The organism is Nonomuraea sp. LPB2021202275-12-8, from assembly GCF_037044575.1.
Classification (GTDB): domain Bacteria; phylum Actinomycetota; class Actinomycetes; order Streptosporangiales; family Streptosporangiaceae; genus Nonomuraea.
In genome coordinates this window covers 1-14,842 of record NZ_JBAHWD010000023.1, presented here as the reverse complement: position 1 = coordinate 14,842, position 14,842 = coordinate 1, and the positions used below count along the sequence as shown (strand labels likewise).

Annotated in this window: 14 protein-coding genes; 11 read left to right on the top strand and 3 right to left on the bottom strand. The window is 71.3% G+C overall.

Annotation, left to right across the window (positions count from 1 at the left end; all coding sequences use genetic code 11):
- Nucleotides 1-139 precede the first annotated feature (139 nt).
- The 9 genes from argC (at nucleotide 140) to V5E28_RS32530 (ending at nucleotide 9,264) form a co-directional block, all read left to right on the top strand.
- A complete protein-coding gene (gene argC, locus V5E28_RS32570) occupies nucleotides 140-1,162 on the top strand; it encodes an N-acetyl-gamma-glutamyl-phosphate reductase (protein WP_336212660.1) in 1,023 nt (340 codons plus the stop codon).
- Between the two features lie 52 nt (nucleotides 1,163-1,214).
- Nucleotides 1,215-2,366, top strand: coding sequence for a bifunctional glutamate N-acetyltransferase/amino-acid acetyltransferase ArgJ (gene argJ / locus V5E28_RS32565; protein WP_336212659.1), 1,152 nt, complete (start codon nucleotides 1,215-1,217; stop codon nucleotides 2,364-2,366).
- On the top strand, nucleotides 2,363-3,238 hold the full coding sequence (gene argB, locus V5E28_RS32560; protein ID WP_336212657.1) for an acetylglutamate kinase: 876 nt from the start codon (nucleotides 2,363-2,365) through the stop codon (nucleotides 3,236-3,238). The genes argJ and argB overlap by 4 nt, the downstream gene beginning before the upstream one ends.
- The gene (locus V5E28_RS32555; protein WP_336212655.1) at nucleotides 3,235-4,401 is read left to right on the top strand and encodes an acetylornithine transaminase; all 1,167 of its coding nucleotides are present in this window, start codon (nucleotides 3,235-3,237) and stop codon (nucleotides 4,399-4,401) included. Before argB ends, V5E28_RS32555 begins: the two co-directional genes overlap by 4 nt.
- Complete coding sequence (argF, locus tag V5E28_RS32550) at nucleotides 4,398-5,318, top strand: ornithine carbamoyltransferase (protein ID WP_336212654.1); 921 nt, start codon at nucleotides 4,398-4,400, stop codon at nucleotides 5,316-5,318. Before V5E28_RS32555 ends, argF begins: the two co-directional genes overlap by 4 nt.
- Nucleotides 5,315-5,821, top strand: coding sequence for an arginine repressor (locus V5E28_RS32545; RefSeq protein ID WP_336212652.1), 507 nt, complete (start codon nucleotides 5,315-5,317; stop codon nucleotides 5,819-5,821). The genes argF and V5E28_RS32545 overlap by 4 nt, the downstream gene beginning before the upstream one ends.
- Before the next feature lie 61 nt (nucleotides 5,822-5,882).
- Nucleotides 5,883-7,082: an argininosuccinate synthase gene (locus tag V5E28_RS32540; protein WP_336212650.1), complete on the top strand. Its 1,200-nt coding sequence runs from the start codon at nucleotides 5,883-5,885 to the stop codon at nucleotides 7,080-7,082.
- An 8-nt stretch (nucleotides 7,083-7,090) separates the two neighbouring features.
- Nucleotides 7,091-8,548 (top strand): argininosuccinate lyase, encoded by a 1,458-nt coding sequence (argH, locus tag V5E28_RS32535; RefSeq protein WP_336212648.1) that lies wholly within the window; start codon nucleotides 7,091-7,093, stop codon nucleotides 8,546-8,548.
- A complete protein-coding gene (locus V5E28_RS32530; protein ID WP_336212646.1) occupies nucleotides 8,530-9,264 on the top strand; it encodes a DNA-3-methyladenine glycosylase in 735 nt (244 codons plus the stop codon). Before argH ends, V5E28_RS32530 begins: the two co-directional genes overlap by 19 nt.
- Here V5E28_RS32530 and V5E28_RS32525 read toward each other — a convergent pair.
- Nucleotides 9,204-9,605, bottom strand: coding sequence for a PH domain-containing protein (locus tag V5E28_RS32525; protein WP_336212644.1), 402 nt, complete (start codon nucleotides 9,603-9,605; stop codon nucleotides 9,204-9,206). The two genes, V5E28_RS32530 and V5E28_RS32525, sit on opposite strands and share 61 nt — an antisense overlap.
- Before the next feature lie 84 nt (nucleotides 9,606-9,689).
- On the opposite strand from V5E28_RS32525, the gene tyrS reads away from it, so the two are divergent.
- Complete coding sequence (gene tyrS, locus V5E28_RS32520; RefSeq protein WP_336212643.1) at nucleotides 9,690-10,955, top strand: tyrosine--tRNA ligase; 1,266 nt, start codon at nucleotides 9,690-9,692, stop codon at nucleotides 10,953-10,955.
- 40 nt (nucleotides 10,956-10,995) lie between these two features.
- Here tyrS and V5E28_RS32515 read toward each other — a convergent pair whose 3' ends face one another.
- Nucleotides 10,996-12,456: a glycosyltransferase family 39 protein gene (locus tag V5E28_RS32515; RefSeq protein WP_336212641.1), complete on the bottom strand. Its 1,461-nt coding sequence runs from the start codon at nucleotides 12,454-12,456 to the stop codon at nucleotides 10,996-10,998.
- Nucleotides 12,457-12,487: 31 nt separating this feature from the next.
- On the opposite strand from V5E28_RS32515, the gene V5E28_RS32510 reads away from it, so the two are divergent.
- Nucleotides 12,488-13,075, top strand: a complete 588-nt coding sequence (locus tag V5E28_RS32510; protein ID WP_336212639.1) for an HAD family hydrolase — start codon at nucleotides 12,488-12,490, stop codon at nucleotides 13,073-13,075.
- A gap of 9 nt (nucleotides 13,076-13,084) precedes the next feature.
- Here the strand turns inward: V5E28_RS32510 and V5E28_RS32505 are convergent, their stop codons facing one another.
- On the bottom strand, nucleotides 13,085-13,684 hold the full coding sequence (locus V5E28_RS32505) for a hypothetical protein (RefSeq protein WP_336212638.1): 600 nt from the start codon (nucleotides 13,682-13,684) through the stop codon (nucleotides 13,085-13,087).
- Between the last annotated feature and the right edge of the window lie 1,158 nt (nucleotides 13,685-14,842).

Genomic DNA, 14,842 nt, shown 5'->3' with positions numbered 1-14,842 from the left:
TGGGCGTTTCGTCATCTCTTCGGCATCGTCTCGGGATTCGGACACACGGGCAGTTCTGGCTTGCATGTTCATCCCTTGGAGTGCATCATCTTTAACAGCAAGAGCATGAGTACGGGTGCATGAACATGCAGGGGGTCAGATGAGAGCGGCGATCGCCGGAGCCAGCGGCTACGCGGGCGGCGAGCTGCTCCGCCTCCTGCTCGGCCATCCCGAGCTGGAGGTAGGCGCGCTCACCGCGGCCTCCAGCGCCGGCAGCGCGCTCGGCGCCCACCAGCCCCACCTGCCGCAGCTCGCCGACCGGATCATCGAGGAGACCACCACCGACGCGCTCGGCGGCCATGACGTGGTCTTCCTGGCCCTGCCGCACGGCCACTCGGCCGCCGTGGCCGCCCGGCTCGGCGCCGATACGCTCGTCGTCGACTGCGGCGCCGACCACCGGCTCGCCGACCCCGCCGCCTGGCAGGAGTTCTACGGCGGCGAGCACGCCGGCACCTGGCCCTACGGCCTGCCGGAGCTGCCCGGCCAGCGCGAGGTGCTCCGCGGCGCCACCCGCATCGCGGTGCCCGGCTGCTATCCGACCTCCGTCCTGCTGGCACTTCTGCCCGCGTTCGCGCACGGCCTGGCCGAGCCGGACGTGGTCGTCGTCGCCGCCAGCGGCACCAGCGGCGCGGGCAGGTCGCTCAAGCCCAACCTGCTCGGCAGCGAGGTCATGGGCTCGGTCAGCGCCTACGGCGTGGGCGGGGTGCACCGCCACACGCCGGAGATGGAGCAGGGCCTCAGCCTCGCCGCGGGCGTGCCGGTGCGGGTGTCGTTCACCCCGACACTCGCCCCGATGAGCCGCGGCATCCTGGCCACCTGCTCTGCCCCCGCCAAACCCGGCGTCACCGGGAAGGCGATCAGGGCGGCCTACGAGGCGGCGCTCAAGGCCGAGCCGTTCGTGCACCTGCTGCCCGAGGGCACCTGGCCCGCCACCGCGATGACCTACGGCGCCAACACCGCCGCCGTGCAGGTGACGCTCGACGAGCGCGCCGGCCGCGTGGTCGCCGTCATCGCCATCGACAACCTCACCAAGGGCACGGCCGGAGGCGCGATCCAGAGCGCCAACCTCGCCCTCGGCCTGCCGGAAGAGCTCGGCCTTCCCCTGACAGGAGTTGCTCCGTGACACAGCGCAGCGAACCATCCAGCAAGCACGTGCGGCCGGCGGAGGAGGGCGCATGAGCGTGACCGCCCCCCTCGGCTTCAGGGCCGCGGGCGTCGCCGCCGGTATCAAGGCTGGCGGCTCTCGTGACCTGGCCCTCGTCGTCAACGACGGCCCGAGCCGCGCCGCCGCCGGAGTCTTCACCGTCAACCGCGTGAAGGCCGCCCCGGTGCTGTGGTCGCAGCAGGTCCTGGGCGGCGGGCGGCTGCGAGCGGTCGTGCTCAACTCCGGCGGCGCCAACGCCTGCACCGGTCCGGACGGCTTCCAGGACACGCACGCCACCGCTGAGAAGGCGGCCGAGGCACTCGCGGACTCCGCGGGCGAGATCGCGGTCTGCTCGACCGGCCTGATCGGCGAGCGGCTGCCGATGGACGCGCTGCTGCCCGGTGTGGAGCTGGCGGCCTCGCAGCTGTCCCGCGACGGCGGCCTGGCCGCGGCCGACGCGATCCGCACCACCGACACCGTCTCCAAGATCTCCTTCAAGCGCGGCGACGGCTACATGGTGGGCGGCATGGCCAAAGGCGCGGGCATGCTCGCTCCGGGCCTGGCCACCATGCTCTGCGTCATCACCACCGACGCCGACCTCACCGCCGAGGAGCTCGACACGGTGCTGCGCAGGGCCACCGCGCAGACGTTCGACCGGCTCGACACCGACGGCTGCATGTCGACCAACGACACGGTCCTGCTGCTGTCGAGCGGCGCCTCCGGGACCAAGCCTGAAATCTCGGAGTTCGAGCAGAAGGTCACCGAGGTCTGCGCCGACCTCGCCAGGCAGCTCCTCATCGACGCCGAAGGCGCCACCAAGGCCATCGCCATCGAGGTGGTCGGCGCCGCCTCCGAGGACGACGCCGTCAAGGTGGGCCGCGCCGTCGCCCGCTCCAACCTCCTCAAGTGCGCCATCCACGGCGAGGACCCCAACTGGGGCCGGGTGCTGTCCGCCGTCGGCACCACCGACGCCGAGTTCGAGCCCGACCGGCTGAACGTGGCGATCAACGGCATCTGGATCTGCCGCGCCGGCGCCGTCGGCGACGACCGGTCCAAGGTGGACATGCGCCCCCGCGACGTGACGATCACCGTCGACCTGTCGGCCGGCCCGCACACGGCGACCGTGCACACCACCGACCTGACGGCCGACTACGTGCGCGAGAACTCGGCGTACTCCTCATGAGGACCGGCACCGCACACGCGAAGGCGGGCGCGCTGATCGAGGCGCTGCCCTGGCTGGAGCGTTTCCACGGCGCGACGGTCGTGATCAAGTACGGCGGCAACGCGATGACCGACGAGGCCCTCAAGCAGGGCTTCGCCGAGGACATCGTCTTCCTGCGCTACGCCGGCCTCAGGCCGGTCGTCGTGCACGGCGGCGGTCCGCAGATCAGCGAGCACCTCGACAGGCTCGGCATCGAGTCGACCTTCACGGCAGGCCTGCGCGTCACCACCCCGGAGGCCATGAAAGTCGTCAGGATGGTGCTGGTCGGCCAGGTCAACCGCGACATCGTCGGCCTGGTCAACCGGCACGGTCCGTTCGCGGTCGGCCTGTCGGGCGAGGACGCCCACCTGTTCACCGCCGAGCGCAAGAGCGCCATGGTCGACGGCAGCCCGGTCGACATCGGCCAGGTCGGCGAGATCGTCAAGGTCGAGCCGGGCGCGGTCCAGGCGCTGATCGCCGACGGTCGCATTCCCGTGGTCTCCAGCGTGGCGCGCGGCGTCGACGGGGAGATCTTCAACGTGAACGCCGACACCGCAGCCGCCGCCCTGGCCGTGGCGCTGCGGGCGCAGAAACTGGTCGTCCTCACCGACGTCGAGGGCCTGTACGCCAACTGGCCCGACGACACCGACGTGATCGACAAGCTGGACGCGGCGGAGCTGGAGCGGCACATGCCCAGCCTGTCGAGCGGCATGGTGCCCAAGATGGAGGCCTGCCTCACCGCGGTCCAGGGCGGTGTCCCGCAGGCGCACGTGCTCGACGGCCGGGTGCCCCACTCGCTGCTGCTGGAAATCTTCACCAACGAAGGAATCGGAACCATGGTGATGCCGTCATGAGCCTCTACGACAGGTTCGAGCAGGCATTCATGCCCAACTACGGCGTCCCGCCCATCGCGCTGGCCAGGGGCGAGGGCACCCGCGTGTGGGACGTCGACGGCAAGCCCTACCTCGACTTCATCGGCGGCATCGCGGTCAGCTCGCTCGGCCACGCCCACCCGGCGCTGGTCGAGGCGGTCTCCAAACAGGTGGCGACGCTCGCGCACACCAGCAACCTGTTCCTGCACGAGCCCGAGGTGCTGCTCGCCGAGAAGCTGCTGCACCTGCTCAAGGCGCCCGGCCGGGTCTTCTTCGCCAACTCCGGCACCGAGGCCAACGAGGCCGCCCTCAAGCTCGCGCTCAAGTACGGCGGGCGCACCGGCCGCAGCTACTTCGTCGCCGCCGAGAACGGCTTCCACGGCCGCACCCTGGGCGCCCTGTCGCTGACCGGCAAGGCGTCGATCCGCGACCAGTTCGGGCCCTTCCCGACGGACGTCCGGTTCGTCCCCTACGGTGACGCGGACGCCCTCAAGGAAGCCGTCACCGGCGAGTGCGTCGCGGTCTTCCTCGAGCCCACCCAGGGTGAGGCCGGCGTGGTCCCGCCGCCCGACGGCTACCTGGCGGCTGCCCGCGAGATCTGCGACGCGACCGGCGCCCTGCTGGTGGCCGACGAGATCCAGTCGGCGATCGGCCGCACCGGCCACTGGTTCGCCCACCAGGCCGACGGCGTCACGCCCGACATCCTCACGCTGGCCAAGGGGCTGGGCGGCGGCATGCCGATCGGCGCGTGCGTCGGCTTCGGAGACGCGGGCACGCTCTTCGACAAGGGCGACCACGGCTCCACGTTCGGCGGCAACCCGGTCTCGTGCGCGGCGGCGCTGGCCGTGCTCGACCATGTGGACCTCGACCACGTGCGGTCGGTCGGCGCGCGGCTGCGCGCCGGGCTGGAGGCGGTGGACCACCCGCTGCTGAAGGGCGTGCGCGGGCGCGGCCTGTGGCTGGGCGCCGTGCTCGCGGAGCCGGTCTCCGGCAAGATGCAGCAGGCCGCCGCCGAGGCCGGCTTCCTGGTCAACGCCCTGCAGCCGGACACCGTGCGGGTCGCGCCCCCGCTGGTCGTGACGGCCGAGCAGATCGACGCGTTCGTGGCCGCGTTCCCGAAGATCCTTACGGAGGCGGCCAAGTGACCAGGCACTTCCTGCGCGACGACGACCTCTCGCCCGCGGAGCAGGCCGAGGTGCTCGACCTGGCCGAGGCGATGAAGAAGGACCGGTTCGGTTACCGGCCGTTCGAGGGCCCCAAGACGGTGGCGGTGCTGTTCGACAAGCCCTCGGCCAGGACCCGGATCTCCTTCCACGCCGGCATCGGCGAGCTCGGCGGCCTGCCGCTGGTCGTCGACGGCGTCTCGACGCTGATGGGCCGGGGCGAGCCCGTCGAGGACCTCGCGCGGGTGCTGGACCGGCTGGTCGCCGCCATCGTCTGGCGGACCACCGGCCAGGAGCTGATCGAGGCCATGGCGGCGCACTCGGCCGTGCCCGTGGTCAACGCGCTGACCGACGACTTCCACCCCTGCCAGATCCTCGCCGACCTGCAGACGGTCCGAGAGAGGTTCGGCCAGACGGCGGGGCTGACCTTCACCTACGTCGGCGACGGCGCCAACAACATGGCCCACTCCTACCTGCTCGGCGGCGCCACCGCGGGGATGCACGTGCGCGTCGCCGCCCCGGTCGGCTACCAGCCGGACGCCGTCGTCCTCGACCGGGCCGCGGCCATCGCCGCGACGACCGGCGGCTCGGTGGTCTCGCTGTCGGACCCGGTCGCGGCCGTCCAGGGCGCGCACATCGTGGCCGCCGACACCTGGGTGTCGATGGGCCAGGACGGCAAGGAGGAGCGGGTGGCGACGCTCATGCCCTACCAGGTCAACGCCGAGCTCATGGAGTACGCCGCCGACGACGCGATCGTGCTGCACTGCCTGCCCGCCTACCGCGGTTACGAGATCACCGAAGACGTGCTCGACGGCCCGCGCAGTGTCGTCTGGGACCAGGCGGAGAACCGGCTGCACGCCCAGAAGGCGCTGCTGCACTGGCTGGTGAGCCGGACATGACCATCCCGATGACCAAGGTGGCGCGCCAGGCGAAGATCACCGACCTGCTGCAGCGCCAGCCCGTCCGCTCCCAGCCCGAGCTGGCCAAGCTGCTGGCCGAGAGCGGTGTCGAGGTCACCCAGGCCACGCTCTCGCGCGACCTCGACGAGCTCGGCGCGCTCAAGCTGCGGGCCGAGGACGGCTCCCTGGTCTACGCGCTGCCCGGCGAGGGCGGCGGCCGGATCCCGCTGGCGCGACTCGGCACCGGCGAGTCGCCTGCCGCCCGGCTGCACCGCATCGCCGAGGAACTGCTGGTGAGCGCCGACGCGTCGGCCAACCTGGTGATCGTCAGGACACCGCCGGGCGCCGCCCAGTTCTTCGCCTCGGCCATCGACCACGCCGACTGGGAGTCCATCCTCGGCACGGTCGCGGGCGACGACACGATCCTGGTCATCAGCCGCGATCCGCAGGGCGGCCAGGCCGTGGCCGAGGCCCTGCTGAAGATGGCGGACCGACGTACCTAGCCCACCTCGGTGGGCTTTCCGCACGCAAATATCAGACTTTAAGCAAATGGAGAGCAAGAAAATGACGGAGAGAGTAGTTCTAGCGTTCTCGGGCGGCCTCGACACGTCCGTCGCCATCCCGTTCCTCGCGGAGAAGATGAACGCCGAGGTCGTCGCCGTCGCGGTGGACCTCGGCCAGGGCGGCGAGGACATGGAGGTCATCCAGAAGCGCGCCATGGACTGCGGCGCGGTCGAGTCCGTGGTGGTGGACGCCAAGGAGGAGTTCGCGGCCGACTTCTGCGTGCCCGCGCTCCAGGCCAACGCCCTCTACATGGACCGCTACCCGCTGCTGTCCTCGCTGTCGCGGCCGCTCATCGTCAAGCACCTGGTGACCGCGGCCAAGCAGTTCGGCGGCACGATCGTCTCCCACGGCTGCACCGGCAAGGGCAACGACCAGGTCCGGTTCGAGGCCGGCCTGGCCGCGCTCGCGCCCGACCTCAAGGTCGTCGCCCCGGCCCGCGACTACGCCTGGACCCGCGACAAGGCGATCGAGTTCGCCGAGCAGAAGGGCCTGCCGATCGAGACCACCAAGAAGAACCCGTTCTCGATCGACCAGAACCTGTGGGGCCGCGCCGTCGAGACCGGCTTCCTCGAGGACATCTGGAACGGCCCGACCGAGGACGTCTACTCCTACACCGCCGACCCGTCGGTCCCGCGCGAGCCCGACGAGGTCGTCATCACCTTCGAGCAGGGCGTCCCGGTCAAGGTCGACGGCCGCGCGCTCACCCCATACCAGATCATCGACGAGCTCAACAGGCGCGCGGGCGCCCAGGGCGTCGGCCGCATCGACATGGTGGAGGACCGGCTCGTCGGCATCAAGTCCCGCGAGATCTACGAGGCGCCCGGCGCCATCGCGCTGATCGCCGCGCACATGGAGCTGGAGAACGTCACCGTCGAGCGCGACCTGGCCCGCTTCAAGCGGAGCGTCGACCAGCGCTGGAGCGAGCTCGTCTACGACGGCCTGTGGTTCTCGCCGCTCAAGAACGCGCTCGACGCGCTCATCGCCGACGCCCAGAAGTACGTCTCCGGCGACATCCGCATGACGCTGCACGGCGGCAAGGCCACCGTCACCGGCCGGCGCTCCGAGCAGTCGCTGTACGACTTCTCGCTCGCCACCTACGACACCGGCGACACCTTCGACCAGTCCCTGGCCAAGGGTTTCGTCCAGCTCTTCAGCCTGCCCTCCAAGATCGCCGCGGCGCGCGACGCCAAGCACGGCTGAGGTGCACTATGGTCGCGGAGAACCTGCTGGGGAACGCTGAGGAGACACTGGTGAGTGATGGCAAGCCGATGCGGCTGTGGGGCGGGCGCTTCGAAGGTGGCCCGTCCGACGCGCTGACCCGGCTGTCGGTGAGCGTGCACTTCGACTGGCGGCTGGTGCCGTACGACCTGGCCGCGTCCAGGGCGCACGCCCGCGTGCTGCACAGGGCGGGTCTGCTCGGCGCCGACGAGCTCGAGCGCATGATCGGCGCGCTCGACGACCTGGAGCGCGCCTGCAAGGCGGGCGAGTTCCGGCCGACGGTCGCCGACGAGGACGTGCACACCGCCCTGGAGCGCGGCCTGCTGGAGCGGCTCGGCTCGCTGGGCGGCAAGCTGCGCGCCGGCCGCAGCCGCAACGACCAGATCGCCACCGACCTGCGCCTCTACCTCCGCGACCACGCCCGTACGATCGTCTCCCGCCTGGTCGAGCTGGAGACGGCGCTGATGGCCCAGGCCGAGCAGCACGCCGAGACGGCGGCGCCCGGCATGACCCACCTGCAGCACGCGCAGCCGGTCTCGTTCGGCCACCAGCTGCTCGCGCACGTGCACGCCTTCACCCGCGACATCGACCGGCTCACCGACTGGGACAAGCGCGCCGCGATCTCGCCGCTCGGCGCCGGCGCGCTGGCCGGCTCCTCGCTGCCGCTCGACCCGCAGGCGGTCGCCCAGGAGCTCGGCTTCTCCGCGGCGGCGCCCAACTCGATGGACGCCGTCTCCGACCGCGACTTCGCCGCCGAGTTCCTGTTCGCCGCGGCCATGATCGGTATGCACCTGTCGCGGCTGGGCGAGGAGATCGTCCTGTGGGCCTCGCAGGAGTTCCGCTGGATCGAGATGGACGACGCCTACTCCACCGGGTCGTCGATCATGCCCCAGAAGAAGAACCCCGACGTGGCCGAGCTGGCCCGCGGCAAGTCCGGCCGCCTCATCGGCAACCTCATGGCGCTGCTGACGACGCTGAAGGGCCTGCCGCTCACCTACAACCGCGACCTGCAGGAGGACAAGGAGCCCGTCTTCGACTCGGTCGACACGCTGCTGCTGGTCCTGCCCGCGATGGCCGGCCTGGTCGCCACGATGCGGGTCAACACCGCCCGCATGGAGGCCTCCGCCCCCGACGGGTTCGCGCTCGCCACCGACCTGGCCGAGCTGCTGGTGCGCCGCGGCGTGCCGTTCCGCGAGGCGCACGAGGCCGTGGGGCACCTGGTGGTGTGGTGCCAGGTCAACGACAAGGACCTCGGCGACCTCTCCGACGACGAGCTGGCCAAGGTCTCACCGCACCTCACGCCCGACGTGCGCGACGTGCTGAACGTGCCGGGCGCCCTGGCCGCCCGCAAGGCCCACGGCGGCACCGCCCCCGACCGGGTCCGCGACCAGCTCGTGGCGCTGGGCGAGGCCGTCGACGCCCAGGCGGCATGGGCGGCGGGATCCTGAGCTCGGCGCCGCTGCCGCGCGCCTTCCTCGACAGGCCGTCGCACGAGGTCGCGCCCGACCTGCTCGGGCGCGTGCTCGTGCACGGCGACGTCGCCGTGCGGCTGACGGAGGTCGAGGCGTACGGCGGGCCGGGCGAGGATCCGGCGGCCCACACCTATCGGGGCAGGACGCCCCGCAACGCGGTGATGTTCGGCCCGCCCGGCCACCTGTACGTCTACTTCACCTACGGCATGCACTTCTGCGCCAACCTGGTCTGCCTGCCGGACGGCCACGGGGCGGCGGTGCTGTTGCGGGCCGGCGAGGTGGTGGCGGGCGGCAAGGTGGCCAGGTCACGCCGCTCGGGCGGCAAGGCGGTGGCCGACCGGGACCTGGCCCGCGGCCCGGCACGGCTGGCGGTGGCGCTCGGGCTGCTGCGCGAACACAACGGCATCGACGCGATCTGGGAGGGCTCCCGGGAGGCGCTGCGTCACCTGGACGGCCACGGCCCTGCCCACCCGCTGACCGGCTGGCCGGCCGGGTCGGTCGTCCTGCTGGAGGGGCGCCCGGCCGAACCCGCCGCGATCAGGTCAGGGCCCCGGACGGGGATCTCCACGGCCAAGGACACGCCCTGGCGGTTCTGGATCGACGGCGACCCGACCGTCTCGCCCTACAGGGCTCACGTGCCGCGGCGGCGCAGCACGGCGGCCACCTCCGTGGGCGATGTGCCCAGCTCGTGAGCGCTGAAGATGTGCAGGTTGTCGCCGGTGTCGATCTCCAGGATCTCGCTGCGCAGGCCGAACCTGCGGCGCACGTCCACCTTGACGTCCTCGATCGCCTCCCACGGGACGTGCCGCCTGCCCGCGAAACCGTGGACCACGGTGATGCCGCTCTCGTCAGCTGAGAGCCGCACCGGCACCAGAAGATCGCGCAGCCCCATCGTCCCCACCAGCACGGCCGCCGGGACGGCCAGGATCACCCCGCGCACGTCGCCGCTCGCCCACCAGTAAACGGCGAGCCCGGCGCACACCAGAGCACCTAAGATCTTGAAAACGGCCAGCTCGCGACGGACCCTCCACATGGTGACCGACACTATCCAAGTAGCGGTCATGCGGCGCGATCAGGCACGCTGTAACCACTCAACCTCAATCGGAGAGCCAGCACCGTGACCGACATTCTCGATGAGCTCGAATGGCGCGACGTGACCGCGCAGACCACCGACGTCGACGCTCTGCGCGACGCTCTGTCGAAGGGTCCGATCACGGTCTATGCGGGCTTCGACCCCACCGCGCCGTCGCTGCACGTCGGCAACCTGGCCACCCTGCTGATCCTGACCCGCTTCCAGCGCGCCGGCCACCGGCCGATCGGCCTGGTCGGCGGCGCCACCGGTCTGATCGGCGACCCCAGCGGCCGCAGCACCGAGCGCGTGCTCAACACCTCCGAGGTCGTCGCCGAGTGGGTGTCCAGGATCCGGGTGCAGGTGGAGAAGTTCCTGTCGTTCGAGTCCGGGCCCAACCCCGCGGAGCTGGTCAGCAACCTCGACTGGACCGCTGAGATGTCGGCCATCGACTTCCTGCGCGATGTCGGCAAGCACTTCCCGGTCAACCGCATGCTCGCCCGCGAGTCGGTGTCCGCCAGGCTCGGCGGCGAAGGCCTGAGCTACACCGAGTTCAGCTACCAGATCCTGCAGGCCAACGACTACCTGGAGCTCTACCGCCGCCACGGCTGCACGCTGCAGCTCGGCGGCAGCGACCAGTGGGGCAACATCATCGCCGGCGTCGACCTGATCAGGCGCGTCGAGGGCGCCCACGTGCACGCGCTCACCGGCAAGCTGATCACCAAGGCCGACGGCACCAAGTTCGGCAAGACCGCGGGCGGCGCCATCTGGCTCGACCCGGCGCTGACCTCGCCCTACGCGTTCTACCAATACTGGCTGAACGCCGACGACCGGGACGTCGTCCGCTTCCTCAAGGTCTTCACCTTCCGGGGCCGCGAGGAGATCGAGGCGCTGGAGAAGGCCGTGGCCGACCGGCCCTTCGCCCGCGAGGCACAGCGGACCCTCGCCGAGGACCTGACCACGCTGGTGCACGGCTCCGGCGAGCTGGACGCGGTGGTGGCGGCCTCCAAGGCGCTGTTCGGCCAGGGCTCGCTGGAGGAGCTCCCGGCCTCGACGCTGGAGGCCGCACTCGCCGAGGTGCCCAAGGCGAGCGTGCCCGCGCTCGGCGCCACCTTCGTGGACCTGCTGGCCGACAGCGGCCTGGTGGAGTCCAAGTCGGCGGCCCGCCGGGCGGTCAAGGAGGGCGGCGCCTACCTCAACAACGTCAAGATCACCGACGAGGCCCACACGCCGTCCGCCGAGGATCTGCTCCACGGCCGGTTCATGGTGCTGCGGCGCGGCAAGAAGTCGATCGGCGGCGTCGAGGTCGGCTGACGGACATCCGCGAGCGGGCCTGTCCGCCGGACCAGGCCCGCTACCCGGCTGTATAGAGGGCGACCGTCAGGCCGGGCAGGTCCGCCGAGTGCCACGCCGACTCCTGCCTGTACCCGGCACTCATCACGGCCTTCACCCGGGGGAGCCGGGGCCCGGCGGATTTGGCGCCGCGCCACACCACCCACACCCGCTCGCGCCCCTCCAGCGCGGCGGCAACATCGCCGCGCTCGGGGTAGCCGAACCCGTCCGGCTGCGGTGCCGAACCCACTCGCAGCACGTCGTCCGGCATCGAACCGTCCCCGTAGTAGTCGAACCCGGCCCGCGCCGTGCTCTGGCCGAACACGATCGCGTCGCCCGACCGGGCGTCCATCCTGCGCACCGCCCACGGGATGTCCTCGAAGCGCCCGTTCGACTCGCGTACCGTGACATGCTGTGCCGCCCCGGCGACGCCCGCCGCCAGCACGAGCGCGCAGCACGCGGCCACGGCCGGCCCGCTACGCGAGATGCCCGCCACCGCCACGGCGGCCAGCAGAGCCAGCGCGGGCGCGGTGACGAACAGATAGCGGTCCACGTACACGGGCGTCACCAGGTGGGACACCGCGAGCAGCAGCAACGGCGGAAGCAGCAGCCAGCCCAGCAGCGCGACCGCCCAGGCCCGGACGGCCGGCGAGCCGCGCAACCACAGCAGCGCCGCTCCGGCCAGCGCCACCGCGAACAGCGGCACTCCCACCTCGGCCGCTCCCGCCGCCATCTTCGGGAACTTCAGCAGCACGTCCGGACCCCGCTGCGGGATCCAGCTGATCGCGTGCCGCTCGCCGTACCCGACCAGCCCCAGCACCAGGGCGGGCACGCCTCCGGCGGCGAGCGCGGGCAGCATCCGCAGCAGCAGTGTCCGGCCCGGCAGCAGGGCGGCGGCGACCACCAACTGCGCGGGCAGCACCAGCACCGCGAACAGGTGCGTGCAGCACACCAGCGCCACGCTCGCCCCGTACAGCACCCACCGGCGGGCGGCGGGCGCTTCGACGGCGCGGTGCAGCGCCCAGAACGAGAACACCACCGCCGCCGCGGCGAACGAGTACGACCTGGCGAAGGCCCCGTAGTAGGACACCGAGGGCAGAACGGCGAGCAGGGCGGCGGCCGTCACCCCGGCTCTCGTGCTGTGCAGCCGCCGGCCCAGCTCGACCAGGAAGCCCGCGGCCACCGCGATCGCCAGCGCGGACGGCAGCCGCAGCCACAGCTCGGCTGTGCCCGCCTTGGCCCAGAAGTGCATGAACACGTAGTAGGGCAGGAAGTGGCCGTCGATGTGCCGCGCGAGCTCCCACAGGCCGGCGAGTGAGCGAGAGGCGGCGCTGATCGTGGCCAGCTCGTCGCCGTTCAGGGTGGCGGATCCCGTGCCGCCGAACGCCGCCACTCCCGCCGCCAGCGCCATCCACCACGGGCTCGACCTGCGGCGACGGGGAGCCGGTGTGATAGGTGGGGAGAGGGTGGCGGCACTGGTCACCGGGGCAGGATACGCGCATAAGCTCGAAACCATGCCTGAAGTGATCGTGTTCGATTTGTACGGTGTAATCGCTCGTACCCAGACGGATGAGGCGAAGCAGCAGATCGTCGAGCTGGCGGGCGTACAGGGCGAGGGGTTCTGGGAGGCGTACTGGGCGTGCCGGCCCGCCTACGACGCCGGTCAGGAGAGCGGTCAGTACTGGGCGGCTGTCGCCGACCGGCTGGGCGCCCGGTTCGCCGACGTCCCGGCGCTGATCGACGCCGACCTGGCCAGCTGGTGCCACGTCGACCCCCAGATGGTCGCCGTGGTGCACGAACTCGCCGACCGCGGACGGACGCTCGGGCTGCTGTCCAACATCATCGAAGAGCTGGTGCCCATCTGGGAGACACGGCACGGGGAGTGGCTGAGGCGCTTCACCGCGCTCACCTATTCGTGCCGGATCGGGGTGGCCAAGCCGGACCGGCGCGCGTACGAGATCTGCGCGGAGCGGATGGGGGTGGCTCCAGGGGACGTGCTGTTCTTCGACGACAACGAGGTCAACGTCGTCGCCGCGCGTGATGCGGGGATGTCGGCCGAGCTGTTCACCTCGCCGGAGCAGGTCCGTACGCTCACAGCTTGATCGCCGGGCTCAGTCGCCCGCGAGGACGAGGAGGGCGGCCAGGGCGGCGTCCTTGTGGTCGCGGGTCCACGGCGGTCCGACCTGGGCTCGCAGGCCGCTGACGCGCTCAGCCGCGGCCGAGCCGAGCAGGCGGGCCGCCGTGTCGGGCAGCGTCTTGAAGTCGTAGCGCTCCACGTGCAGGCCGGCGGCCCGTGCGCCGTCCATGAGCGCCTCGTGGTAGAGCTCGCCCTCCGCCCCGTGCAGGTAATGATGCTTGCCCAGGATCTCCTCCAGGCTCCCGGGCAGCGACATCCTCCCGGCCCCGACCGCGCCGAGGTCCATGCCGATCCCACCTACGTCATGCCCGCCCGCGCGGAGTTCGCCGGCCGCGCGGGAAAGCTCCCGGTGCGCCGCCGCGCGAGCCGAGCTCTCGACCCGCCCGATCAGCCCGGCCGCCTCCCGTAAGCCGAGGCCGGCCGCTGCGTGGTAGGGCTGGTCGGGCAGCGTCGGGTCGTCCAGCAGCACGATCCGCTCGCGAAGCAGCACCTGGGGCGCCTCCGGGTCGCCGCCGAGGCCGACCAGCATCGCCCAGCCGCAGTGGTCCCTCACTCCGAGTGCCGCTCGCACCATGGCGGATCCTCCACCGCTTCGTCTCGCTGACCTGTGGCGTGCGTAGGCCTACGACGATCACCAGACCGCCCTGCACGTCGTGGAGAAGTCGCCCGAAGGGTCCGGCTCGACCACGCCTCGAACCTCGAAGTAACGGTACGGCTGATCGGGGTCGTTGATCGAGACCGCCACGTTCGGATTCTTCGGTGGGGAAGCGCAGGTGCTCCCCGTCCATGCCGGGCTGACCAGCGACGGCCAGGCGCGAACAGCAGGTCGATCGCGGCCGTCTACTTGATCAACCTGCGGGTGGAGTGGCTCGCCGGGTTGATCAAGCGGACGAGCAGGAGCTGATGGTGGCAGGGCGCACCGTTCCTCGGTACGCGGCACTGTTCGACACCCCTGTCATGGCGCGGGTCTGCCTGGTGACACCGCAGGGGAGCGGGGTCTGGTCGAGCGCGCTCCCGACCCGTGGCACCGCAAGGTGCCGGAGACCGGGGCACGGAATCCTGCCGGGCCGCTCTATCGAGGTTTCCGTAGGCGGACGTCAGCGCCCTGAGGGGTGCTCAGAGATCTCCAGTCTGCGAGTCCTGACTTCCGGGACACCACGATCCGAGGATCACGAATGCCCGGATTCGCGCCCTCGGTACCCGAGGCATCTGGGCGGAACGGGCCGGCCGGCGGCCCTCCCTGAAGAGCTCGCCCCTAAACCCGCGCCCCTGACCCGCCCGACAAGGCAAGCGAGCTGCGGCGCAGCGGTCGTGAGAAGGGCATGGCGGCCGACCCGGACAGGCTGTGCCGGAGGGCCGCACGCGAGGCGAGGCGGGCAGGCGATTTGACGTCTGGCGGATCGCGACCTAGTCTTTCACTTCGCCCCGGGAGTGAGCCGGACGCCTGACAGGCGGACGGGCCCCAGGGCAGCCCCTTGAGAACAAGCCACTCGGTTGAGCCGCTCCGCGGCGCTCCGGCACGAGCCGTCTCGGGCGCCTCCAGATCGCCGAAAAACCGGTTGATTCGACAGGCGCTGGATGGCACGGTAAGTTACGAGGGTTGTCCCGGAGACGGGGCGGTCGAAATTTCCTTCAGGTCGAGTGAGTCCGGTCAATTTGACAGGGGCTTGAGCGGCTGGAAGGATTAAGACATAACAAAGACGAAATGAATGCCTCTGAGCGGGGATCCCGG